Below are 25,661 nucleotides of genomic sequence, written 5' to 3' on the forward strand. Positions count from 1 at the left end.
GGGTCCTTAAGCATCGGGGGGCGGAGGAGTGCGGAGGTTAGTGCCTAGTTTGAGTGTTGATTAGTCTAAGTGCAGAGGTGCACGATTAGTTTAAGTGCGGAGGTTGAGCGCAGGGTATTAGTACGGTGGTTGGGCACAGGGTGGGAGTTCGGAGGTTGAGTTCGGAGGTTGCATCCAAAGCATGAGTGCAGATTAGTTTAAGTACGGAGGTTAGGCACAGGGTGGGAGTACGGAGGTTGAGTGTGTAGGTTGAGCGCAAAGTATGATTACGACACGATTGATGGACGTATGATGCAAGTTGCTCGCGTATGTAGCTACTATCGGACTCAGCTGACCCTAATCGCTGGTTTTAAACACATTTGGTAATCTAACGGACCTCATTGCAGCTATTGACCTGAAAAGCACCAAATATGTACCTCTTCCTAACGAATAGCGTCTCTCGTGTCCGAAACCATGCTAAAAAAGCTAAAATCAGGCAAATAGCGTCATCTGGGTCCTTAAGCATCGGGGGTTGAGGTGTGCGGAGGTTAGTGCCGAGTTTGAGTGCTGATTAGTTTAAGTGCGGAGGTGCACGATTAGTTTAAGTGCGGAGTTGAGTGCAGTGTTTGGGCACATGGTATGAGTACGGCGTTTAAATGCAAGCATGAGTGAAGATTAGTTTAAGCGCTGAGGTTGAGCACAGGTAGGAGCACGGCGTTTAAATACAAAGCATGAGTGCAGATTAGTTTAAGTACGGAGGTTGAGTACAGTATTGAGCACGGAGGTTGAGTGTAGCGATTGAGTAAAGGGATATATGTACGCTGTGGAGCAGGCAGCTAACGACCAAAAAAACAGAGCAACGATTCCCCGATAACCGGATAATCGCTGCTCTGAAGTCTTTTTACGATTCTTATATGAACTGCACCGTATCGTTCATCAGAAAAAGCTTACTGCCTTCCACCGGCGGCAGTATCCAGCGTTTCTCGCTGCCTGGCGATCCAGATCAGGCAGGCCGCTCTCAGCAGCGCTTCGGTCCGCTGACCGGCGCTGCAAAAGATCCCGCTGAGCCCGATCTGATACAGATCGGCCAAAGCCGACGCCGCCGGTGTCCCCGCGGCGAGCACCACCGCCGCCGGCTTCACGCTCGTCACGGCGGCAAAGATCTTCCCCGCCGTCAGGGCGAAGTCCTCCGCGGCGGTCTCTTCCGGCGCGTGTTCGCCCGCCGCGCCGTCCAGCACTAGGAAATCGGCGATACGCGCGATTTCCGCAGCGGCGGCAGGCTCCACATCGGGCGCGATCAGCACCCCGATGCGGCATGCCGCCGCATAAGCGTGGCCGAGTGTCTGATCGGCCACGTCTTCGATGAATTCGCGCTTCGCGGCGAATTCGGCTGCGCTTGCGGTGTAGGCGACCAGCAGGTCCAGGCGGCAATCGCCGCCTTGCCGCTGGCTCTCCGCCACCGCAGCGAACAGCGCTTCGAGCTGCGCGTCCTGAAGCGCGGCAAGCTTGGTGGGCTGCGCCACCGCAAGCGACTCTGGATGCAGCAGGGTGACCGCTGCCCATTCGCCATCCGGCGATTCGAGCAGTTCGGCAGCAGCTGCGCGCAGACGATAAGAGATTCGCTGCAGAATCCGTGCTGCTTGCAGTTCATCCTCGCTAGATAACCAGTTCTCATAAAGACAGAACAGCTCTGGTTCCAGCAGCCATTCCTCACTCCGTATCAAACAAGGGCCCGCTTGAGCAGTCCTTGTTCCTTCCCGTCCAGCAAGACGTTCTTCTCTTCCTTCACGCAGCACTAGGAATGTCGATGGTTCCCCCGGCCGCTTAAAATAAGACCGCTTCAAAGGCTCAATGACATCCCTCTGCTCTACTCCAGCGATAAATTCTGCGGCAGCCGAGGCTACGGACCCAGCTTGGCTCATTTCCATTCCCACAGTCCGATCACCAGCCTTATACATGAACTTGAACGGGCGCTCTTCACTACTCCGCAAACCATCCTGCTGACGTTCACCCTTCATCCTCGCACCCACCCTTTATCTTTGGATTGCTGCCGGTATGCCAAGCTATATAACATAAGCGACCGACATTTCATTACCTCACTTATAAATACGGGAGCCACACCTGAAATATGCAAGCGTTGCCAAATCCGATGAATATTCCAACTTTTTTACGCAACAAAAAAAGCATCACCGCAGAGCGGTAATGCTTTTCGAAATATAAACTTCTATTGTTGACTGGCTGCAATAGCTTGCTCCAGATCATAGATAATATCATCAATGGATTCCGTCCCGATCGACAAACGCAGCAATTCCGGCGTTACTCCGGCTGTGATTTGCTCTTCATCCGACAGTTGTGCATGTGTTGTGCTTGCTGGGTGGATGATCAATGACTTGGAATCACCCACATTCGCTAAATGAGAGAACAGCTTCACATTCTCAATCAATTTACGTCCCGCAGCACTTCCACCTTTAATACCGAAAGTTAGGATCGCTCCTTGGCCTTTAGGCAAATACTTTTGCGCTAATTCATGAGATGGATGCGTAGGAAGTCCCGAATAACTTACCCATTCCACATCGGAGTGTGCCTCCAAATATTGTGCTACCTTCAGCGCATTCTGGCTATGACGTTCCATCCGCAAATGAAGAGTCTCCAGACCTTGCAGCAGCATCCAAGAGTTGAACGGAGAAATTGCCGCCCCTAAATCGCGAAGCAATTGAACGCGGGCTTTAATAATATAAGCAATCGGGCCCACCGCTTCCGTATAAACCACTCCATGATAGCTTGGATCTGGCTCCGTAAGACCTGGGAATTTACCGCTTGCCTTCCAATCAAATTTACCACCGTCAACAATAATCCCACCAATGGATGTACCATGTCCACCGATGAATTTGGTTGCTGAATGGACAACAATGTCCGCGCCATGCTCAATCGGACGCAATAAATATGGACTTGGGAACGTATTGTCTACGATGAGAGGAATCCCATGTTCATGGGCAATCGCTGCAACTGCCGCAATATCCAGAACATTTCCCTGTGGATTGCCGATTGTTTCTGCATACAAAGCTTTGGTCTTATCCGTAATCGCAGCACGGAAGTTCTCAGGATTATCCGAATCTACGAAATGAACCTTAATACCAAGCTTAGGCAGTGTTGTCGAGAAAAGATTATAAGTTCCGCCATACAGGCTTGCAGCAGATACAATTTCATCCCCAGCGCCCGCAATATTTAGAATGGAAAAGGAAATAGCCGCTGCCCCGGAAGCTGTAGCAAGCGCACCTGCCCCACCTTCAAGTGCCGCCACGCGCTGTTCAAATACATCCGTAGTTGGGTTCATCAGCCGAGTATAAATATTACCGAATTCTTTTAGCGCGAACAGATCCGCTGCATGATTAGCATCACGGAACCCGTAGGAAGTGGTCTGATAAAGCGGAACAGCACGTGAGAAAGTAGTTGGATCAATTTCCTGGCCTGCATGGACAGCCAAAGTTTCAAACGACAGCTTGCGATCTTCTGACATAGGTATTTCCTCCCCTATAATTAAGTATAGAAATGATTAACAATTTTGAATTGTACTCATTCTCTCACAAACCACATCATTTGAAAAGAAAAAAATCTCATTATTCCGGTGTGAATTATTGTACTTTGGTCAAATGCTTCTGCTAGTGTCCTCTATCTACTGGATAACGCTTTCAATATAAATTAATAAAAACCTCAACCTTATGTATAAAACACAATTCCTAATCAAACTGATCGGTTAATAGCTTGAATCAGGACAGCGGCGATTGAGCTTGTCCTCCTCACTCGCCGCTTCCGATTCAGCCCCTCGGCTTAGTAATTGCTTTGGCTTGTTTCGCCTTTAGCAATCGCTACACCACCACTAGTTCCAATACGGCTTGCACCTGCTTGTACCATTACATGTGCATCTTCTGCACTACGTACACCACCGGAAGCTTTTACACCGATATTAGGTCCAACTGTAGCACGCATAAGCGCGATATCTTCTTTCGTTGCCCCGCCTGTAGAGAATCCAGTGGATGTTTTTACGTAATCTGCTCCAGCCTCAACAGATAGCTTGCAGGCACGAACTTTTTCTTCTTCCGTTAACAGACAAGCCTCAATGATGACTTTTGTCAGGGCTTTGCCACGAGCTGCATCTACAACGGCTGCAATATCACGTTTAACCAGCTCATCGTTGCCATCTTTTAATGCTCCGATATTGATGACCATGTCCACCTCGCCAGCACCTTTAGCGATAGCATCGGTAGTCTCGAATGCTTTGCTCTCTGTTGTCGATGATCCCAGCGGGAAGCCGATAACTGTACATACTTTAACCTCAGGCGTATCTTTCAGCACTTCATGGGCAGTAGCTACCCAAGCAGGGTTTACGCAGACAGAAGCAAACTTATAAGTTTTAGCTTCCTCCGCCAATTTAATAATGTCTTCTTTCCGTGCATCTGCTTTAAGCAGTGTATGATCAATAATCCCCGATAGTGTAATTTCGCTCATTTTATTATTCCTCCATGATTTGGATAGTAGTTTTTTTCATCTCTGTAATCATACCAATAGAACTCTGCTTTGCAAAGCAAACAGGGTGAGCATGCCTACCTCAAACCTTAATTTGTGCAGATTTTATGGATTTTAAGTAGTTTATCATTCCCTAAATTATCTTTTTAAAAAAATAAAGGTTTAACCCCCTAAACTTTCCCAATTAAAAATACGATAATAGTCTTAGATAAATAGGTTTTTTTATCCTATTCATCAAAATTTTTCTTAGATAATACTTAGGAGGAGATTAATCAAAAATGGGAAACTTCAATTTCGCCACAAATGCTGCAGATCAAAAACTGAATGTACAAGTCGAAGGAACTATGTCGCCAGAAGATGCAGGACGTTTCATTAATGAGTACAACCAAATCATAAGTGCATTCGACCCGAAACAATATGAGATCATCCTAGATTGCAAGACATTGAATGTATCCTCAAAGGACACACTTCCCATGCTTGAGCAATGCTACATACTGTATAAACAATCCGGATTTAAAAAAGTAACCTTTATTATTGCCAAAAGCCCTGTCCTAAAAATGCAGCTAAGCCGAGTGGCACGGGCTACGAAATTAGAAAATTACGAAATTATTGAAGCATAGGAGGCGCCACTTGGGACATATAACGATTCGCCAAGCTGCTTATTACCACCCAGAGCATATCGTAGATAACGAATATTATCTGAAGCATTTTCAGAGTATGGGCAAGGACATCAAACGATTCCTAGAAGTCATGGGTCGCGACCGGAGATACATCGTAAAAGAACAGGGTGAAAATGCCCTGACGATGGGATTAAAGGCTGCCCAAAAAGTGCTTAGCGAAGCGAATTTGCAAGGTGAGGATATGGACATGATCATGTTCGCTTCACAGACGCCAGAGTACACCTATCCTACCAATGCACTTCTACTACACCGTATGCTTCAAGGTAAACAACGGACCATTACGCAGGATTCCAATGCTAACTGCGCAGGAATGGTATCTGCCGTGGAGCAGACAAGTCGTTATATGCAAGCCAATCCCAGCATCAGGTACGCACTCGTCGTAGGAAGCGACTACAGTTCAGTGAACTGCAATACAGATGATGAAATTACTTACCCTAACTTTGGGGACGCCGCAGCAGCAGTGATTCTGGAGCGCAGCAACGAGCATGCAGGCTTCATAGATTCCCTTTATTACACCGATTCTGAGGGCTCCGAGAATATTATGTTCCCGGCCTGCGGCCTGTCGAATATTTATCAAGAGGGTATGACCCCAGAGCAGATTCGGATACGGTGGACCCCTTTTGACGGTACAGTGTGTGTAGACGCAGCTATAGCGGATATGAAAGAGCTTCTCTCACGCAACGGCCTGACTACGGACGATATCTCTGCATTCTGTCTTTCACAATTCTCACTGAAAAATATCGAGCTCATCCAAATCGGACTCGGACTAACCGCAGAGAAGTTCATTTATGTAGGCGACGAGTTCGGCTATACAGCCACAAGCAGTCCTTTTATCGCCTTTCAACGCGGAGTCGAGGACGGACGAATCAAACGTGGCGATTATGTCTTCTTTTGGTCAGTTGGCGCTGGCTGGCAAATTCCTACGATGCTTTATCAATATTAATAGTATAAAAAGCCCTACTTCTATAGAAGTAGGGCTTTCCTATCAGAGGAAATAAATCAGAACCCAATAATGAATTATTTAGTCAGGGATTGAACATCCACAAAAGGTGTGGCTCCCCCTGTTACAGATGGCAGCACGCCGTTCCATTTTTCCAGCGCTTTCTCCTGAACCTCAATTTGCTTCAGCTGCACCAGCTCAGGTGTAACCTCTTGCTTCTTAAGTCTTAAAGATTCAGCCTCTGCTTGCGCCTGGGCGATTTTTTGCTTCGCTTCAATTTCAATCCGCCGGAGATCATTTTCGGCCTTCAATGCCTGCTGCTGGGCGACCTGCTTTGCTTCAATCGACTGGTTAAATGCCTCCGAGAATTTAAAGTTAACGATGTTAATATCGTTGACGATCAGGTCATATTTTGCCAGCCTAGCGGTTAAGTGCTCACTAATCTCACTCGACACTACATCACGACGCGTAATCAAATCCTCTGCTGGATATTTGGCTGTCACTTCTTTAACGATTTCTTGAATGGCCGGATTGATAATTACACTATCAAAATTACCTCCGATATTGTTCATCAGATTAAAGGCGGAAGCCTTATTTACGGAATAGTTCACCGCCACATGTGTGGACACGGGCTGAAGATCCTTTGAAGAGGCTGAAGTATCGGTCTCCGCCTTCGTTACCTGTGTATTGACCTGAATCACCGTTTGGATAAACGGAATTTTAAAATGAATGCCGGGTGACAATGTATTGTCATTTAATTTACCAAAGGTTTTGTACAAACCTACATGCCCATATTCCACTGATACGAAAGAATTCGCGCCAATCAACAATACAATGAGCACCGCTGCAATCCCGCTGACTATTTTTCCCGGGCGCAGCTGTTTCAATTTCGGATTCATTTGCATATTCATCCAATACCCCTCCTAGATTATGGATAATCATTCAAGCTTAACCGTCTATACGGAGGTTTGGGGTAAATGGTCGCAGGAAATATTTCAACAGCAGTGGTCATGGCGTTACCGCTCTGAGATCAGTCCTTCTACGGTCAACCGAAATCTTCTGCTCTGCTTGTCCCCGATATTAGAAGCTTCATATATTCCTTCATCCGTTAGCACCACGGAGTCTGCCTTTAAAGCATCATTAACGTATGTTACCTCAGCGTGATCAATATTCCAGCGATAAATATAGGCACTCATCGGACTTCCATGTGCGGCTACCCCTTCAAAAGATCCATCCTGATCAACATCCAGTTCTTTGGAATGTCCGGTATCTATTTGCAGCAAACCCGAGGGGTTACCGCTCTCGTCGATTAAATAATAGTTACTGAGCGAGTTATTTGCTCCTAGTCCTCCGGTGATTTTCAGCACCTTTTCGCTAAACAACCGCACTACTTCTACCTTGATATCCTCCGGTTGACGATAATTATAAGTTCCTATCGCCCCTAGACTGTATTGTCCTTTGGAAGTAGAAGTTCTGGCATACACATAGTCTTCGTCACTAGCCATCGTATACACACTCACTTTGACTCCTCCGAAATCATCCAGCTTCTTCTCTGCAATCAAAGTAGCGCCTGTGGGTGGAGCACTTAGTTGAGAGACTATGGGCATTGTATCCACCAGCCTCCACTCCAGCTTAATGAGGTTAGCAGCGGTGTCTGTTGGCTTCGGTCTTGAGGTGTGGTAGTAGTCACCCGATTGAAGGGGGGATGGGTCCACCTGATGTTGGCAACCTGCAAGCAGATTCATTAGAAGCAAGGCTGTCAGCGTAATGGATTTATGTAAAGGAAACATCTCTTGATCACTTCCTAGCCTCTTTTTATAATTTAATCTTTCATTAATCATAGATGAAGTTAGGCATTCAAATGTTACTTTTAGGAGGCGGTAGGGTTAATTTATTGTCTTTTGAGGGTATGCATCGATCAAAAAGCTAAATTGGCATACAAAAAACCCGCATGAAATGCGGGTTAAGGTTAGCTATCAAGAATCAAGAGCCTAGCAGTTCACGCGCCAGTAGTCGGTAAACCTCTAGCCGTTTCTCCTGCGAATGTGGGATGCTGCATATCATTGCTTCTTGGAATCCATATTGTGCTTGTTCTTCTTGCAAACGTACGGCGATGTCTTTAACCGCACCAACCAAATGAATCTTGCGCCCTTCCTTGATTGACATCCGGTCAATTTCCGATAACGAAATGTTCTGAGCTTCTTCTGGTGTCAGCACCTGAGTAATCCGGCCCTTACTCATCATCAACCGAAAAATATCCTGCGGTAACGCTTCATACTCAGCTTCTTCCTTCGTTTCTGCTGTGGTCACCATATAGGATACACTGATCTCTGGTTTGTCCATAAAGATAGAAGGCTGGTAGTTATTCCGGTAATGGTCCAAGATCTCATTACTCATCGCACCATTAAAAAATTGTGCGAAGGAGTATCCGACTCCCATTTGTGCAGCTTTTCGCGCACTATTGCCGCTCGAGCCTAACAACCATACTTCAGGGAGCGCCACCTTCGTTGGAGCAGCGAGATTTTTGGCATATAGCTCATCTTCCGGAATCTGATCACTAAGCAGTTGCATGGTAATGCCAAGCTTGTCATACATATTATGCAGCATTAACTCACGGCCTTCAGATAAAGCGTACATGGCGCTTGTATCGCCACCAGGAGCTCGTCCCACACCGAAATCAATTCTCCCCGGGGAAAAAGCACTTAACGTTTTAAATACTTCCGCCAGCTTAAGAGGAGAATAATGCATCATCATTACACCGCCGGTGCCGATTCGAATACGGTTGGTCTTGGCGGCTAAACGGGCAGCCGTTACTTCCGGAGCTGAGCTAGCAAAAGTATTTCCGCCATGGTGCTCTGCCATCCACATTCTGCTATATCCCAGCTCATCTGCTAAAATAGCCAGTTCTTCTGCTTTATTCAGGGCACCTTCCGCTGTGTTACCGCTTGTCACGGGTGCCTGATCCAATACGCTTAATCTCATGCGAATACATCCCTTCTTTGGTTAGATGACCATTTTATTGCTGACCCATTCCTCTAAGACTGCAATCTTATCTTTAAAGCGTTCAGCACGCATTTCCTCCGACAACGAAGCAATAGTCTCTCGCTTTAATACAGCTTTCCAAGAGGATTCAGCTTCTTCCATCAGATTCGATAACAGGCAGCAGCTGTCTTCTTTTTCTAAATCCAACATGTCTACCAGAATCCCATTCGATGAATACAGCGACTGCTGGCCTTCCACCGCGAGGTAAACGTCATATACACGAATATCTTCAGGGCTTTTCTTTAATTTAAAACCGCCTTTAATGCCAGGAACAGACGTGATGATGTCTGCGGTTACCAGCTTTCTTAACAGTTTCTGAAAATAGGTCGCCGATGCTCCGAGCTGCTGGCTAATCGCTTCCCCAGATAGCACCGCCTTATCCGGCAGCATGTTGAGTAGAACCAGTGCATATACCGACTGTTCTACCCCTGTTTTCATATGCATGTACAGCACCTCGATTTACGTAAATAGCTTGATTCAAACTGTATATAATACCGTCCGCGTATAAAGCGGATAAATATTATCCACTTTATACTTTATATTATTTTAAACCCAAAGTAAAACCTTGCTGGCCTTTTCTTTCAGAAAATATCTGCTATAAAAAAAAGATCACGCACATAGCGCAATCTTTTTTGAGGGTATCCGTTATTTTTTTGTATGTCCTACTGTAATGATAATCCCACCCGCTGAACCAGCTGTGAGCTCTGGTCATTAAGTCCTGTAATGGTGACTTTTTTGCCATGCTCGGCGTATTTGCTCATCGTCTTCGCTATGGCATGGACAGCGGATTGGTCCCACACATGGGAGTGTGAAAAATCGATAATAATATGATCCGGATCGCTTTCGTAGGCGAATTCATGAATGAAGTGGCTTGTCGTGCCGAAGAACAGCTGGCCGGAAACCGCATATGTCTTGGAAGAGGTTGCTTCCTGAACAGTTAGGCGGATCGAAGCTATTTTCCAAGCAAACGTTAAAGCACTTAGCAGAACCCCAAACAAAACCCCAATAGAAAGGTTGTCTGTAACCACCACGGTGACCACCGTCACAATCATAACCAGCGCATCGCTTAGCGGAACACGGGTTAAAGTTTTGAGTGAGCCCCATTCAAAGGTGCTGATACAGACCATTATCATTACGCCGACGAGCGCGCCCATCGGGATCTGCTTCACCACATCGCCAAGTACGATAATTAGGAATAATAAAAAGATTCCTGACACAAACGTGGACAGACGCGTGCGTCCTCCTGACTTCATGTTAACCATCGATTGGCCAATCATCGCACAGCCTGCCATCCCTCCGAAAAAACCAGTGACTACATTTGCAAGCCCCTGTCCCTTCGCCTCTCTGTTCTTATCACTACCTGTGCCCGTAATATCGTCTATTAAGGTGGCAGTCATCAGGGATTCCAATAGCCCAACTACGGCCAGTGAAAGTGAATATGGCAAAATAATAAGCAGAGTATCCAGCGTGAACGGGATTTGCGGGAGATGGAATAGTGGCAAAGTTGCTGTAATATTCCCCATATCGCCTACGGTTCTTACGTCCAGATGAAGAGCGATGCTAAGAACAGAAACGATAACGATCGCTACAAGTGCTGAAGGTACGGCTTTGGTAAACCGAGGAACCATGTAGATAATAAGCAAGGTCAGAGCTACCAGTCCGTACATCACCCAGCCTTGTCCTTTAAAATGGGTAAGCTGTGCCATAAAAATCAGTATCGCCAGCGCGTTGACAAACCCTGTCATGACCGGCTGTGGCAAAAACGTGATAAACCGCCCCAGCTTTAGCATCCCCATCAATATCTGAAACACACCAGCCAGTACAGTTGCCGCGAACAGATACTCTATTCCGTGTTCTAGTACGAGACTTCCGACTAACAGAGCCATAGCTCCCGTAGCCGCCGAGATCATTCCGGGTCTGCCCCCGGCAAGTGCCGTTACAATCGCAATACAAAAAGAGGCATATAAACCAACCATCGGACTTACTCCCGCCAGGATCGAAAAAGCGATCGCTTCAGGAATCAGCGCAACGGCTACGGTCATCCCCGATAAAATATCGGTTCGAGTGTTAGAAAACCACCCATTATTTAAGGTAAGCTGCTTCAAAATCTATTTTCCTCCTGTGACTATTAAAATGTGTGGATCTTTTGTCAGAAAAGACCCGGGGCCGGTGCAACGCTAATGTTGCTTATTGTACTCGACCCACCTTCACCTTCACAAAAAGATTAGTTAGACTTGTAAGCGCTTATACACCTCATTTTCTAGCGAATCCTTAAAATATCATGCAAATTCTATATTTCTAGATTACCGGTACAATCCGGAAGCTTTCACTTCATTAAAGAAGGTGTTGAATTCATCAATGTTCAGCTGCTGAGCGGCATCAGACAATGCGGTTGCAGGATCAGGATGCACTTCCACCATAATGCCGTCAGCTCCAGCTGCGAGTGCGGCTTTCGCACATGGAATAAGGATGTCTTTGCGGCCTGTCGAGTGAGTTACATCAACCAATACTGGCAAATGGCATTCCTGTTTGAGAATTGGCACTGCTGAGATATCAAGCGTGTTGCGGGTCGCTTTTTCATAGGTGCGAATTCCACGTTCAATCAGCATGATCTGTGTATTTCCACGAGACATGATGTATTCCGCTGCATGGATGAATTCATCGAGTGTGGCAGCCAATCCACGTTTCAGCAGCACCGGCTTGTCGACTTCTCCCACCGCTTTTAGCAGCTCGAAATTATGCATATTACGTGCACCAATCTGGATGATATCCACATAATCAAGCGACTCTTCAATATGTCTTGCATCTACAATTTCGCTGATGGTCAGCAGTCCATATTCATTTGCTGCTTCTCGTAATATTCTTAAACCGTCCATTCCCAGCCCTTGGAAATCATAAGGTGAAGTCCGAGGCTTGAAGGCACCGCCACGCATTACACGTACTCCGGCTTTTTGCAGGGCGGCAGCTACGGTGCGAGTCTGCAGTTCACTTTCCACGGAGCAAGGACCGGCTACCATCAGTGAAGAAGCACCGCCAACCGTTACATCTCCCGGCAGAACAATCACTGTATCCTCTTTGTGGCTCTTGCGGGCTACCAGTAAAGTTTTTTTATGATCATCTGTTTGTAAGTCCAGAGAAGCTGAGAAAATTTGTTTGAAGAGGCTACGGATCGTCCCGTTAGTGAAAGGGCCTTTGTTGCTCGCTACGAGCTTATCCAGCATCTGTTTTTCCCGTTCTGGATCAAATTTAGGGACACCTTGTTTTTCTTTAACAACTCCAATCTCCTGAACAATCTTAGCCCGCTCGGAGATCAGCTCCAGCAATTGCCCATTAATTTCATCCAGACGACCTCTAAGAACATCCAATTCCACGTTACTCATTACCCTTCCACTCCCTCTTTTTGTTATAATTTGGAACGCAAAAAGGCCCCCCGTCGCAAGGGACGAGGAGCCGTGGTACCACCCTTATTTAGAATTAACCCGAATACTAGCACAAAGGAATAGAATCTCATGTTCCCCTGACTAAGAATTAATTCTGTCTTTCACCCGGTAACGCGGGGCGCGGGCCTCCCTACTCATACCTGCCACAACCTGTGACAAACTACTTCAGGGGCCGACTCGGAAGTGAACTTCGGCATTAATCGTCTCATGAGGGTGCTCTCAGTCTCCGGCACGCCTTCCCTGTTAAGATCCGCTATAATGCTTACTCTCTTCGTCATAGTCCTTATCTATGTCAGCGCGGCTTTTGCGCTGGTTTCTGCTATCTTAATCAAAAAACGTTCCCGATGCAAGATAATAATGGAACGCAGAGTAGCTTTAACGCAATAAATTTGTTTGACTGATCCATACCCATTATCTATCCTATTCCAACCTGGCAATTACGGTTCCAATTCCTTCAAGCTGTATTGTTTGACAGCGATAATTGAATTGTTTACAATTTAATTATTATAAATATTTCCTGTTCTTTTTCAAAAAGCATAGATAACTGAAGGGATGTAGCAGCCATGAGCATTTATCAATATTCAGCACGCAGTATTCGGGGAAAAGATATCGAGCTAGAGCAATACAAAGGTAAAGTACTACTGATAGTGAACACAGCAAGTAAGTGCGGATTTACCCACCAATATTCAGATCTGCAAAAGCTTTATGAGCGGTACGAGGAACGTGGCCTCCAAATTCTCGGCTTTCCTTCCAATCAATTTGGAGAGCAAGAACCCGGCAGCAATGAAGAGGTTAATGTATTTTGCCAAATTAATTACGGGGTAACCTTCCCACTCTTTGAAAAGGTTGACGTAAAAGGCGAAGCTAAACACCCTCTTTTCACCTACCTAACAGAACAGGCTGGATTTGAAGGGTTCGATATCAACCATTCTTCAGGAAAGCTGCTGCAAAGCATGCTTGAAGACAAAGATCCAGAGGCTCTGAACAATGACGAAATCAAGTGGAACTTCACTAAATTCCTGATTGATCGCGAAGGCAATGTTGTCACTAGATTCGAATCTACGGTGGACCCGCTGGATATTGAACCAGCTATCGAGGCCCTGCTGTAAGTTTCTAATATATGAAAAATCCGCCCAGCTTTCGGGCGGATTTTTTGGGTTTAAGCCTCTGCTTATTCATGTACGGTACTGCTCCGTAAACACTTCAAAATAAGGAGTCGTATCCCTCTCCGCCATCGAGCCATTCGCACCTGGTCCCCAGCCAATTTCAGCACGCCAGCTTCCCAACACACCTGACTGAATCAGCGCCTCCTCATTTACACCGATCAGCTGATCCGCCTGTGGTGCCACGTATAAAGCATCTACAGGACAATAAGCTTCACACATGAAACAGGTCTGGCAATCTTCCTGACGGGCAATGACCGGAATCTTCCCCTGCATTTCGAATACGTTCGTCGGACATACTTTCGTACACAGCTTACAACCAACACAACGCTCCAAGCTGATTAATTCGATCATATCGCTTGCCCCTCCTTCAGCGCATTCAGTTCATGAGCATGGGGCACAGCCTCTGTACTGATGCTTATATGTTGAATACCGGATAAGATCAGCCGGTGAGTCTGGCGCGGATCAAGCTCCGGATATTCCGCTAGCTTTTGCAGTCCGCGGGTCTCTTTCCGGGCGAGTGCCGCGGTGTACATCCACCTGCCGACCGCGAGCATAGCCGCGGCTTCACGCGATTGCACGATGCCCTGAACGCTGGCAGGAGCCTGCCCGTTCAAATAGGGCATCAAGGCATTCAGCCGCTTCAAGGCTGAAGAAATGCCTAGCTCGCTGCGGAAATAATTGATCTGCAGCGGCAAGATTTCACGCTGGATTGCCGCGATTAGCGGCTTCACCTCCAGCGTTTCCGAGGCATCGGCGCCAGCCTCCAGCCCGTAGCGTCCCGCTGCGGTCAGCTTGCGGCTGTTCGCCTGTCCTCGGCAGGACAGCGCATGCTGCGCGGCTCCCTGTCCAGCCCAGCTTCCGCTGCACATGGCCCAGGAAGCGTTATAAGCCCCGCCGCCGGAGATGGCGCCGGTCACTTTCTCGCGAGATGCGGCATCTCCGGCCGCATAGAGTCCGGGCACGGTCGTCTGGCAATCCGTGCCGCTCAAGCGCAGACCCCCAGTGCCGCGCATCGTGCCCTCATAGCGCAGGGTGAGCGGGAATTTCTGCTTAAACGCATCAATTCCCGCCCGCTCCAGCGGCATAAAGAAAATCGGATGCGCTTTGCGCAGAAAATCCTGTTTCTCCGCGGTGTCTGCCAGATCCAGCGAAGCGTAAACCGGACCCTTCAGCATCAGCTCAGGAATGCTGCCAAAGGTCCGATCCCCTCTATGCAACGGATGACCGTCCGCATCATAAAGGGTGGCCCAAGCCAGCATGCGGCCACGTGTTACGGTTCCGTCCGCAAAGCTTGGCGCATATTGGCGGCTGAATTCCATGCCCGAAAGATCAGCTCCCACCTCTGCGGACATCAACAATCCTTCCCCTGTCAGCACGTTGCAACCAAGGCCTTTGCTGAGAAAAGCACAACCTCCGGTAGCCATCACAACGGCATTTGCCTTCACTTCCCAGGACTCTCCTGTCAGGCGGTTGATCCCACGCGCTCCACCAACACCGTGTTCATCGTGAAGAAGTTCCAGCGCTGGTGACTGATCAAGAATTGTGACCCCTGCTTTGCGCACAACTTTTCGCATAATCCGCATATATTCTGGTCCATGGAGATGGGTACGCAGTGAGTTTCCTTCTTCATCCTTCGGAAACGGATACCCCCACTGCTCCACTTGAGCCAGGTTCTGCTCTACCTGATCCAGCACCCGGTGAATCCAAGCATTCTCCGATAAATATCCGCCGGCCTTAAGTCTGGCTTGCACTGCCTGCTCCCGCAGCTCGGCAATGGGAGGGATCACGAGCAACGTTGTTCCACCCGGTGCAGTTGCGCCACTTGTGCCCAAGTAGCCCTTATCCGCCAGGACTACCTTTGCACCTTGCGAGGCTGCACTCCATGCCGACCACGCCCCAGCAGGACCTCCGCCAAGCACGAGGACATCCACTGTCATTTCCTTCTTAAGCTGCGACATCTTTTTTCCTCCTACACCATTAGCTGAGTTAGTTGAACTTAAAAATCACTAAAGGGAGGAGTGGCGGAGAGGCGGCCGAAAATCCAAACATTCACCGCAGTCACTCAATTACCTTTATAGAAGAATCTTAAGTTCAATTAAAGCAGCCTTTAAGCAACTTTATTTCAACTGCCAATCGCTAATATTGAAGTCTTTTTTCGCTAACTTCTCTTCGACGAGGAAGTTTTTGGTACCTTCCAGCAGCTTTATTCCTTCATCAGTGAACGCAGTATCCTTGATATCACTAATCGGATTCACTTGCTTCGCCAGCTCAGGCGTTGTATCTCCGATTTCAGCCAGAAATTGATAATACTCATCCTCATGCTGCTTCAAGTCTGCCAAGGCCTTCTCTCTAGCTTCGTTCCATGCCTTCGGAAAATCAGGGAATTTCGCCAGATAATCCTCAGACACAACTGTTGCGCTAGAACCAAGCAGATTCGGGTGCTTCGAGGCATCATCCAAGTGAGTGTATCCTTGGTCAATCAGCTTCAGCGCAGGAACGCCTAGATTTGTTGTAGCATCTACATCTCCACGGGCTAAAGCTGCGGTAGCATCAGGAATGAGCATATGCACGAGTTTGTAGTCGGTTACTCCTTCTTCCTGTAGTAATCCAACAACATAGCGGTGCATGAAGGAGCCCTTTTGAATTGCGATAGTCTTACCTTGCAAATCTTTCACCGTCTTGGGCCCATCCTTCTTGCCGATCAAATAACCGATCGTGTTCGCGGAAGATTGTGAAATCAGACGGGTCTTGGCTCCAGAAGCGTAGGCAATAATAGCAGGTGTATCTCCAAGGCTGCCGATATCCAGCCGACCACTAATCAAGGATTCTGTCTGATCCGGACCGTTTGGAAAGCCAGTAAGCTTCACTTCAGTAATGCCGTATTTCTTCAACTCTTCTTGAATAATCCCTTTATAAAAGCCCCAACCCTCTGCGCCGCCAGGCACATTCAATTTGTTGGAACCGATAAACCCAAAGTTCAATACCGCTGGAACATTGCTCGTGGCCTCTTCTCCCGCCTTCTCCGTATTTGATCCCCCGGAGGCAGATGCTCCATTGCCGCCCGTATTATTTCCGCAAGCCTGAAGCACCAGCATGGCCATCATAATTGTAGTTAAAAGTGCAAACCGAATCTTCCTTGAACGTTTCCCTTGAATCTCTCTGTACGCTTGTTTCATTGTTTCTCCCCCTAGGTTTATGCTATTTATTTAAATCTTAATCAAGCTCAGAACCCTGCCCTCGACGCCAATTTATACATAAAGTCATGGCTTGCCACCGGCTGCCTGCCCTTACCCCAGCCTACTTTTTCACGATAACCGCCAAGGAGTCCCTGCTCCTGAAGTTCCGCTTCTGTCACACCAATAATATTCTCTGAGTCTGGTGCAACGTAGAGAGCATCGACAGGACAATACAGCTCACACATAAAGCAAGTCTGGCAATCGCTCTGCCGGGCAATAACAGGAATGCCATCCTCTACCCGTTCGAAAACATTAGTCGGGCAGACAGATACACATTGGTTGCACTCTACACATCTGGCAGCGCTGATCACCTCAATCACGATAGAACACCCTCCTTAGCCACTGCTTCCGTCTTCACCCATACCTGATCTAATCCGCCACTGATCAAGCGATGATGCTGGCCATGATCTGTATCCTTGAAATCCTCACGCTTATGCATGCCTCTCGTCTCTGTACGAGCAAGTGCAGAATTGTACATCCAGCGGGCTGTTGCGGTCATGGCTTCGGCTTCACGTGCCTTGACCCCTTCTGGTGTGCGTTGAATTTCGCGGCTTCGTTGCTCTTTCCACAATCCATCCAGACGATCTAGTGCAGAAGTCAGCCCTTGTTCTGTCCGGAACAAATTGATGTCATACGGCTTCACCTCAGCCTGTACAGCAGACACATACTCTGCCGTTTGGGCCGCCACTCCCGGCTTCACTTCCTGATGCACCAGTGGTGATGATGATAAGCCGACTGGACTACGCTGCGCAGCGTGCGACCCCAGACTCTGTGCATAGACAGCAGCTCCTTCACCAGCAAAAGAACCTGAAGACATCGCCCACGCCGCATTATGGCTGCCTCCGCCAGTAAAACCTCCGCAAATCAGCTCGCGGGTAGCAGCATCTCCTGCCGCGTAAAGTCCGGGAACACCTGTGCCGCAGCTTTCATCTGTAATATGGATGCCACCCGTCCCCCGAACCGTGCCTTCGAGCCGCAAAGTAACCGGAAACGCATCCTTGAACGGATCAATTCCCTGGCGGTCAAAAGGAAGGAAAAAGTTCGTCTGCGCCACCCGCAGCAGCGGTCTTAAATCCTCTGGTGCCCCATCCAGCTTGGCGTACACCTGATTACCTGCCAACAGATTCCGGGCAATTACAGAACGGCCTTTCTTGGAACCGGCTCCCTCCACAATGCTTCCATCCTCATAATAAAAGCTGGCATAGCTGTAATACGCCGTCTTGGTCACCGAAGAGAACGTAGGGCAGATCGCATAGGCATTGGAGAATTCCATGCCGGACAGATTCGCCCCAGCCTCAGCAGCGAAGAGATAGCCATCTCCGGTCAACACGTTGCAGCCAAGTGCCTTGCTTAGGAAGGCGCAGCCTCCGGTAGCAATGACGACTGCTCCTGCCTGAACAGTCCAGGTTTCTCCACTCTGAGTATGAACTCCAGCCGCTCCAGCTACGCCATGCTCATCCGCCAGGAGTTCCAAAGCTGGGCTGTGATCTAGAATTTTAACGCCTGCCTTTTTCACCAGCCTACGCATTAATTTCATATATTCCGGTCCTTGCAGACTTCTTCGGAATTGATTGCCCTGCTCATCTACAGGGAATGGATAACCGGAAACACCCAGCTTGTTCATATTGGCATAGGTTTGATCCAGCACCCGGTCCATCCAGCGAGATTCAGCCAGCTGACCGCCAAGCGCATAACGACTTGCTTTTGCCTCTTTCCGGAGCTTCTCATCCGGTTTCACATACCAGACCCCCGTTCCCGACGGTGCCGTTGCCCCACTTGAACCGCAGTACCCTTTATCTGCAAGGATTACTTTGGCCCCCTTCGCCGATGCAGTAAGGGCTGCCCACGTTCCTGCCGGACCTCCTCCGATAACGAGCACGTCTGCCACCAAATTCACCGATCCTTTTTTCACCGATCCACTCATATGTTCAAGACCTCCTCAGTTTGTTTATCCTTCGTAACTATCGCGCCAGAACAGGAACTTTCGTTCAATAATCCGGAACAAGGAATCGATCAGCTTACCGACAATTGCGAAAATAATAATGCCTACGAATACAACCTCTGTATTAGAGTTCTGCTTCGCTTCATTGATAAGAAACCCAATACCTGACTGTGATCCAATAAGCTCTGCTACAACCAAACCAATCCAAGCTACAGCCAGCGACAACCTTAGCCCTAACAAAATTCCAGGCAGCGCCGCCGGGAGTATAAGCCTGCGCAGCTTCTGATATGGACTGAATCCCAATACACGAGCTACTTCGAACAATTTATTGTCCACATTGCGGATGCCCATAAACGTATTAATATAGAGCGGAAAAAATGAGCCTGTCATAATGATCACAACTTTAGATATCTCTCCAAACCCGAACCAGAGAATAATGAGCGGCGCTATAGCCAAATGGGGAACAAGCCTAAGCACTTGTACGCTAGGATCGAGTACATATTCCACACTGCGGAACAAGCCAGTCAGTACGCCGAATAGAAGACCCAACACACCTCCAATAAGAAATCCGATGCCCGCCCTACCCATGCTGACACCCAGATGATGAGTTAACTCTCCAGTAACCAACAAGTCGGTAAAAGCTCTTGCAATCGAAAGCGGAGTCGGCAAAAAGGTTGCTGTGACCAGCCCCGTACTCCCTGCCAGCTGCCAAAGGACTAACGTCACCACCGGGATAATTGCACCCATTCCCCAATCAGAGAGCAAGGGTTTCCATGCAACTTGTATTGTGGGTTTCTTCGGTGTCTTCTTGGATAAAGGAGCTGTGCCGCTGCTATCCAGCGTTTCTCTGGCTCTTTTAGTATTTTTGATAATAGCTTCTACTCCATCGCTCATGGTGCATCCCCCTTTTGTTTAATGAGCGTTCAAGGTTATCCGCGATAACTGTCTTGCCATCTCAACAACCGTCGTTCAATGTAACGGACAATGGAATCACTCAACAATCCAGCTACGGCAAAAATAATAATTCCCACGAACACCACTGGTGTGTCCGCGAATTGACGCGCATCGGACATCATGTATCCAATGCCTGAGGTAGATGCAATAAGCTCTGCCACTACTAACCCCAGCCAAGAAAGCCCTAGAGAGAGACGAACTCCAAGAATAATGTTCGGCAGCGCTGCTGGAAGTACTAACCTGCCAATCTGCTTCAACCGGCTGAAGCCAAGTACCCGGGAAACTTCAAATAGCTTGTTATCCACGCCGCGAATTCCCATGAACGTATTAATATAAAGTGGGAAAAAAGCTCCCTTAGCAATCAATAGCACCTTCGACTCCTCACCGATCCCGAACCATAAAATGAACAGCGGTACTACCGCCAGACTGGGAATCATGCGGATCATTTGCAGGAAAGGATCTAACAGCTTCTCCGATCTGCGGAACAGGCCTACGAGAAGTCCTAACAGCAGACCCAGTCCACCACCTAGCAGGAATCCAGAAAAGGCTCTGACCAAGCTGATCCTAAAGTTCGGCCACAAATCGCCTGAAGCCGCTAAAGTTACAAAAGATTCCGCAATCGTATACGGCGTAGGGAACAGCATCTCCGAGATCATTCCATAATGCCCGAGCGTCTGCCACAGAATCAGCACACTGCCCGGCAGCAAAAGACCAAGTCCTAGTGTTGCCACCTTTCCGGGGCGTCCGGAAGTTCTTATGGCTACAGCCCGATTTGTCATACTTTGAACCCACCTTTTTTCAGCTTTACGATCACTTTAAATAAACAGAAAGAGACCCTCGAATAGTAATACCTTCGAAAGTCTCCATGGGTATGGTCGACCTATTTTATATTCCGGCTCCGTCTGTAAGCTCTAGCTCATCTACCTTTTCAAAATAATTCAACACCTTCAAACGCAGCTCTTGAAAGGAGGTCGTTGTTTTTTTCCGTGGATACGGTAAATCTATCGGTACAATTTTACGTATTTTCCCGGGACGCGGCTCTAGGATCACTACCCGATTCCCCAAGAACACAGCCTCATCAATATCATGCGTCACAAAAATCATGGTTGTTTGGTTAGCCCGCCAAATGTCCAGCAATACCGTCTGCATATGGGCACGAGTGAATGCATCCAGTGCACCAAACGGTTCGTCCAGCAGCAGTATTTTCGGATTGCGCAGAAGTGCACGAGCTATTGCTACCCGCTGGGCCATCCCTCCCGACAACTCGCGGGGATAAGATTTCTCAAATCCATTTAGCTTCACCAGATCAATCAATTCATCGACCTTCCGCCTAACCTCCTTGTTCCCTAGCGGTAAATCAGAGGCAATATTCTTCTCAACGGTAAGCCAGGGAAAGAGGCGATGCTCCTGAAAAATAAAACCCTTATCGATCCCAGGACCCCCAATCTCCGCCCCTTCCAGGGTGACGCTGCCAGTGTACCCGCTATCCAGACCGGCTACGATGCGTAATAGTGTACTTTTTCCACAGCCGCTGGGGCCGATGACTGTAATAAATTCGCCCTCCTGTACATGGAGATCTACATTATGGAGTGCTTGAACATGACCACCGGCAGACTCAAAACGTTTATTTAGGTTCGAAATAGACAGCAACGCTTCTCCCACCTTGACCCCTCCTTTAATCTGTATGGACAAAAAAACAGAGGCATTGCGTTTTTACATTCGCAATACCTCTGTAGGAACAGTCGGCAATCATTATTCAAAGTAAATCAATTGGAATTATAATATTTAAAATATCATCGATTTTATAAGCTGTCAACAAAAAACAAGCCCTTTTATGGAACAGAAGTGGAGTTATTTCTAGTTCATAAGTTAGAAAAGCAATGAATTAAATCACTTTCAGTAGGATGAAAGTATTAAAAAACCTCACTTTTGCGTCGATATAATGAAGTAAGCTTATGACAAATTGGTTCTAAGGAAGGGGCTTTTGCTTGAAAAGCATATCATTAAAATGGGGAGCAACACTTGTTGCCCTTAACACCTTGTTCGGTGGTACCCTCTACGCATCTGCAGCTGAAATCACTCCACCGTTCTCTGATTTAACCGAAATACAACAGACGAAAAGTGCCGCAATCCTCGAGGCTGCTCGTCTAGGCTTGCTTAAAGGCGATCCCAACGGACAATTCAGACCCACTGCGACAATGACTCGCCAAGAGCTGGCAGCCATTTTAGCGAAGACCTTAAAGCTAGATTCCTCAGTGAACTCCGCCTCTACCTTTAGAGACGTATCTGATTCCAGTTGGAGTGTGTCCGCTATTGAGGCTGTTAAAAAGGCAGGATTTATGGAGGGTGATCTTACAGGTAATTTTAATCCATCCAGACCTGTAACTAGAGAAGAGCTTGCAGTTATATTTGTACGTGCCATCCGCGGAACTGGAGCGCAAGGTGGACAAGCCAACAAGGTTAATGACGAATCCACAATCAGCAATTGGGCAAAAGAGTATACCGACGTCGCATTACGTCTTAAACTTATAGACTCTCCCGAAGATATGTTCAGCCCCAAAGGTACTGTTCAGCGGCAGGATATGGCTTCTTTTCTGCTGAATATTTTTAAAGAAGAACAACAAACTGCAACGATCGACAATATAGATGGAGATTTCGTAACGATCAATGGCACGCCTTACCTCATTGAAGGTAAACTCAAAGAATTAATGGGTGATAACAACCATGATGCTTTAAGAGGAGCTGTCCTTAAGTTCAATTCTTTGAATCGTCATGTGGACGGTTTGCAGGAGCTTGAAATTGTACAAAAAGGGGTTCAACTAAATACCTCCGGCTTACCCTCCGGTTCTTTGCTCAATATTTCTGGAAATGATGTTATTATTAAAGGCAATGTTACCGGTGATTTGAAGATTAAAAATGGCGTTTCGAGTATAACTTTTCAGGGCCAAATTGGGCAGATCATTGTGGATTCTATAACTCCAGTTACTATTCATGGTAGCGGTTCCCTGCAAACCTTAAAAATAGTTGAAGGCGGCGCTAAGATCACCATCGATCCCTCCTTGTCTATTCAAAATCTGCAGTTGCCTGGCAACAGTCTGCCTTCACATTTCATAACAAATTACACAGCCATTCAAGATAATATCCAAACGGTTCAAAATACATCTGGAGCCGTTGCTCCTGCGTATACTTCGTCCACGTCTGCTAACGCCGCCGTGAGCGATCCGACTCCTGAGCCTACTCCGATAGCGACTCCTAGTCCTACTCCGGTCGCGACTCCTGAGCCTACTCCGGCACCGACTCCTAGTCCTACTCCGGTGCTGACTCCGAGCCCTACTCCGGTCGCGACTCCTGAGCCTACTCCCGTAGCGACTCCTAGTCCTACTCCGGTAGCGACTCCTAGTCCTACTCCGGTAGCCACTCCTGAGCCTACTCCCGTAGCGACTCCTAGTCCTACTCCGGTAGCCACTCCGAGCCCTACTCCGGTGACGACTCCGAGCCCTACTCCGGTAGCCACTCCTAGTCCTACTCCGGCGCCTACTCCGAGCCCTACTCCGGCAGTGACTCCTGAGCCTACTCCAGTCGCGACTCCGAGCCCTACTCCGGTCGCGACTCCTGAGCCTACTCCGATAGCGACTCCTAGTCCTACTCCGGTGCTGACTCCTGAGCCTACTCCGGTGCCTACTCCTGAGCCTACTCCGGTCGCGACTCCTAGTCCTACTCCGGTGGCGACTCCTGAGCCTACTCCCGTTGCGACTCCTAGTCCTACTCCGGTAGTGACTCCTAGTCCTACTCCGGTGCTGACTCCTGAGCCTACTCCGGCGCCGACTCCGGTGAACCATGCACCAGTCGCGCAAAATAATATTGATCCAATATCTGCTCTGATCACAAACGGTGTCCAAAACGTCGACATCAGTAATGTGTTCATTGATCCGGACGGCGACCCGCTTACATTCGCAGCTGCATCCTCTGACGCTAGCGTTGCCACTGTATCTGTAAATGGGAATCATCTCAACCTTGTGCCGGTCAATTCAGGTACGGCCATGATTACAATAACAGCAATGGACGGCCAAGGTGGCGTTAACACTTCTACTTTTGTATTCACTGTAACGTCTAATCAGCCACCAATTGCGATATCTGGAATCACTACTCAACTCTTAACACCAGGTATCACGGCACCACGTATATTTGATCTGGCCCAGCTTTTTCAAGATCCAGACAATGACATGCTTACTTATTCAGCTTCTATAGATAACGTAAATGCTGGTACACTTAGCCTTAATGGCAACACTCTGACGGTAACTCCGGCAGCTAATAGTTCAGCTAGTGGTTTAGTGACCCTCACAGCAATGGATAATAAAGGAGGTTCAACCACCTCAACTTTCACCTTGATTACAGCCCAGCTTGTAAACAACGGCTTTGTGCCAATAACCACCAAGCAAGGTGTGTCCAATATTTCCTTCGATATTTCCAAGCTGATTCCTAATCAGAGTCAATTTAAAGTGTATACAGAAAGCAGCACAGGTTCATTGAGCGGACCTGCAACTCTGAATGGAGCTATATGGAATGGTCCTACAAGTCCAGGAACGGTATGGATAGTAGGTTCTGATGGCAAAGCGGTTGTATTATCTATAAGTGTGGCTTCACAGGGTACCTCCGAGCTATTCTTCTCAGAGTATCTGGACGGCGGTGACGGCAGAATCGCAGTTGAGCTGTACTATAAAGGAAATGGTAATCCCGCAGGAAAAGCAGAAGGTTACACCCTTGAAGTCCACCAATTTATGAAAGCCACTCAAACCAAACAGGTTTATTCCCGGCCATTATTTCCTGTATCTGTAGCAATGCCTTATATGTTTATAGATTCTACTTTTGGGGACGCATTTGATTTAATGAATATCTCCTATTACAATGATGAGCTGAGTCTATATAATCCAAAAACATATAATATTACAGCATTAGTACTGAAGAAAAACGGCCAAATCGTAGATGTTCTCGGTGACCCTACCTCTAATCAGCAATTCCTCTCCACAGGTGGAACTATTGTCCGTAAATCTGGTATATACACTGGATCACAGCAGTATTCACTTGAGGGCGAGTGGAATCAATATCCCAAAGGAAGTTACCAGTATTTTGGAAGTCATACTCCTTAAGCAGCCCTTTCTAATGTAAAAAACAAGCAGGCAGTGAGCCTCCAGATATTGGAGAATCACTGCCTGCTTGATTATCTGCATTGCGTAGCGTTAAGTCGACTTTGGGTAAACCTCGGAATAACTCCTCCGGATCCCCCCGTATATTTTATATCGCCGAATCTAGATCAAATCTTTGATTTAGTTGCATTCTGTACACTTATTTCGTATAAAAAAGGGGGTGTCCTGAATATAACTGTATTCTATACAATTAAAATCCAGAAAAATCACCTTTAGCTGAGGAAATCATGAAAATAAGTGTACTGAATACAGCTATTTTTTGGGGACAATTTATTCGATGAGTTATAACTGTACAAAATACACTTATATGCTCCCACCGTCACTTCAACATATGTTCACCGCTTCAACATCTGCATTTTGCCTCCACTTGTTACTTATACTCCTGCATCTTCTTCCACTTCTTCCACTTCTTCCACTACTTCCTCTACTCCTTCTACTTCCTCTACTTCCTCTACTTCCTCTACTTCCTCTACTTCCTCTACTTCCTCTACTTCCACTACTCCTTCTACTTCCTCCACAACTTCTACCTGCCGTTTCAAAATATCACTTCAAGC

The 25,661-nt window shown here is 47.5% G+C and carries 22 protein-coding genes; 4 read left to right on the forward strand and 18 right to left on the reverse strand.

Annotated elements, in window-relative coordinates; translation table 11 throughout:
• Positions 1–926: 926 nt before the first annotated feature.
• The 3 genes from MHH86_RS27460 to deoC form a co-directional block, all read right to left on the reverse strand.
• On the reverse strand, positions 927–1,997 hold the full coding sequence (locus tag MHH86_RS27460) for a hypothetical protein (protein WP_076316835.1): 1,071 nt from the start codon (positions 1,995–1,997) through the stop codon (positions 927–929).
• Positions 1,998–2,203: 206 nt separating this feature from the next.
• Positions 2,204–3,496 (reverse strand): homocysteine synthase, encoded by a 1,293-nt coding sequence (locus MHH86_RS27465; protein WP_076146315.1) that lies wholly within the window; start codon positions 3,494–3,496, stop codon positions 2,204–2,206.
• 311 nt (positions 3,497–3,807) lie between these two features.
• Positions 3,808–4,485, reverse strand: coding sequence for a deoxyribose-phosphate aldolase (gene deoC, locus MHH86_RS27470; protein ID WP_036680262.1), 678 nt, complete (start codon positions 4,483–4,485; stop codon positions 3,808–3,810).
• Between the two features lie 296 nt (positions 4,486–4,781).
• On the opposite strand from deoC, the gene MHH86_RS27475 reads away from it, so the two are divergent.
• Together MHH86_RS27475 and MHH86_RS27480 are read left to right on the forward strand one after the other, a co-directional pair.
• Positions 4,782–5,123: a hypothetical protein gene (locus MHH86_RS27475; RefSeq protein WP_076099934.1), complete on the forward strand. Its 342-nt coding sequence runs from the start codon at positions 4,782–4,784 to the stop codon at positions 5,121–5,123.
• A gap of 10 nt (positions 5,124–5,133) precedes the next feature.
• The gene (locus MHH86_RS27480) at positions 5,134–6,126 is read left to right on the forward strand and encodes a 3-oxoacyl-ACP synthase III family protein (protein ID WP_076146312.1); all 993 of its coding nucleotides are present in this window, start codon (positions 5,134–5,136) and stop codon (positions 6,124–6,126) included.
• Between the two features lie 74 nt (positions 6,127–6,200).
• Here the strand turns inward: MHH86_RS27480 and MHH86_RS27485 are convergent, their stop codons facing one another.
• From MHH86_RS27485 to MHH86_RS27510, 6 genes are all read right to left on the reverse strand, one after another.
• Entirely contained in the window at positions 6,201–7,034 is an 834-nt protein-coding gene (locus MHH86_RS27485; protein WP_036680268.1) for a prohibitin family protein, read from the reverse strand.
• 105 nt (positions 7,035–7,139) lie between these two features.
• The gene (locus MHH86_RS27490; RefSeq protein ID WP_076099935.1) at positions 7,140–7,913 is read right to left on the reverse strand and encodes a hypothetical protein; all 774 of its coding nucleotides are present in this window, start codon (positions 7,911–7,913) and stop codon (positions 7,140–7,142) included.
• A 193-nt stretch (positions 7,914–8,106) separates the two neighbouring features.
• The gene (locus MHH86_RS27495) at positions 8,107–9,105 is read right to left on the reverse strand and encodes an LLM class flavin-dependent oxidoreductase (RefSeq protein ID WP_038573362.1); all 999 of its coding nucleotides are present in this window, start codon (positions 9,103–9,105) and stop codon (positions 8,107–8,109) included.
• A gap of 21 nt (positions 9,106–9,126) precedes the next feature.
• Entirely contained in the window at positions 9,127–9,609 is a 483-nt protein-coding gene (locus MHH86_RS27500) for an Rrf2 family transcriptional regulator (RefSeq protein WP_038573363.1), read from the reverse strand.
• A gap of 218 nt (positions 9,610–9,827) precedes the next feature.
• Positions 9,828–11,207 (reverse strand): SulP family inorganic anion transporter, encoded by a 1,380-nt coding sequence (locus MHH86_RS27505; RefSeq protein WP_256715447.1) that lies wholly within the window; start codon positions 11,205–11,207, stop codon positions 9,828–9,830.
• A gap of 261 nt (positions 11,208–11,468) precedes the next feature.
• Positions 11,469–12,545, reverse strand: coding sequence for a bifunctional 3-deoxy-7-phosphoheptulonate synthase/chorismate mutase (locus MHH86_RS27510; protein ID WP_076099939.1), 1,077 nt, complete (start codon positions 12,543–12,545; stop codon positions 11,469–11,471).
• A 623-nt stretch (positions 12,546–13,168) separates the two neighbouring features.
• Here MHH86_RS27510 and MHH86_RS27515 point away from each other — a divergent pair.
• On the forward strand, positions 13,169–13,714 hold the full coding sequence (locus tag MHH86_RS27515) for a glutathione peroxidase (protein ID WP_038573366.1): 546 nt from the start codon (positions 13,169–13,171) through the stop codon (positions 13,712–13,714).
• 66 nt (positions 13,715–13,780) lie between these two features.
• Here the strand turns inward: MHH86_RS27515 and MHH86_RS27520 are convergent, their stop codons facing one another.
• The 8 genes from MHH86_RS27520 to MHH86_RS27555 form a co-directional block, all read right to left on the reverse strand.
• The gene (locus MHH86_RS27520; RefSeq protein WP_076099941.1) at positions 13,781–14,122 is read right to left on the reverse strand and encodes a 4Fe-4S binding protein; all 342 of its coding nucleotides are present in this window, start codon (positions 14,120–14,122) and stop codon (positions 13,781–13,783) included.
• Entirely contained in the window at positions 14,119–15,729 is a 1,611-nt protein-coding gene (locus tag MHH86_RS27525) for an FAD-binding protein (RefSeq protein WP_076316834.1), read from the reverse strand. Before MHH86_RS27525 ends, MHH86_RS27520 begins: the two co-directional genes overlap by 4 nt.
• Before the next feature lie 159 nt (positions 15,730–15,888).
• Entirely contained in the window at positions 15,889–16,947 is a 1,059-nt protein-coding gene (locus MHH86_RS27530) for an ABC transporter substrate-binding protein (RefSeq protein WP_076104183.1), read from the reverse strand.
• Positions 16,948–16,994: 47 nt separating this feature from the next.
• Positions 16,995–17,327, reverse strand: coding sequence for a ferredoxin family protein (locus MHH86_RS27535; RefSeq protein ID WP_036680289.1), 333 nt, complete (start codon positions 17,325–17,327; stop codon positions 16,995–16,997).
• Positions 17,324–18,931, reverse strand: coding sequence for an FAD-binding protein (locus MHH86_RS27540; protein ID WP_076146304.1), 1,608 nt, complete (start codon positions 18,929–18,931; stop codon positions 17,324–17,326). The genes MHH86_RS27535 and MHH86_RS27540 overlap by 4 nt, the downstream gene beginning before the upstream one ends.
• A 24-nt stretch (positions 18,932–18,955) precedes the next feature.
• Positions 18,956–19,843, reverse strand: coding sequence for an ABC transporter permease (locus MHH86_RS27545; RefSeq protein ID WP_076142217.1), 888 nt, complete (start codon positions 19,841–19,843; stop codon positions 18,956–18,958).
• A gap of 35 nt (positions 19,844–19,878) precedes the next feature.
• On the reverse strand, positions 19,879–20,682 hold the full coding sequence (locus MHH86_RS27550) for an ABC transporter permease (RefSeq protein ID WP_076316833.1): 804 nt from the start codon (positions 20,680–20,682) through the stop codon (positions 19,879–19,881).
• 106 nt (positions 20,683–20,788) lie between these two features.
• Positions 20,789–21,565 (reverse strand): ABC transporter ATP-binding protein, encoded by a 777-nt coding sequence (locus tag MHH86_RS27555; RefSeq protein ID WP_036680296.1) that lies wholly within the window; start codon positions 21,563–21,565, stop codon positions 20,789–20,791.
• Positions 21,566–21,891: 326 nt separating this feature from the next.
• On the opposite strand from MHH86_RS27555, the gene MHH86_RS27560 reads away from it, so the two are divergent.
• Positions 21,892–25,050 carry an S-layer homology domain-containing protein gene (locus MHH86_RS27560; RefSeq protein ID WP_081384403.1) on the forward strand — a complete coding sequence of 1,053 codons (3,159 nt, stop codon included), beginning with the start codon at positions 21,892–21,894 and terminating at the stop codon, positions 25,048–25,050.
• Positions 25,051–25,481: 431 nt separating this feature from the next.
• Here MHH86_RS27560 and MHH86_RS27565 read toward each other — a convergent pair whose 3' ends face one another.
• Entirely contained in the window at positions 25,482–25,646 is a 165-nt protein-coding gene (locus tag MHH86_RS27565; RefSeq protein ID WP_179088421.1) for a hypothetical protein, read from the reverse strand.
• Positions 25,647–25,661 lie beyond the last annotated feature (15 nt).

Source organism: Paenibacillus sp. FSL F4-0097, assembly GCF_038593125.1.
GTDB classification, from domain to species: Bacteria; Bacillota; Bacilli; order Paenibacillales; family Paenibacillaceae; genus Paenibacillus_AQ; species Paenibacillus_AQ odorifer.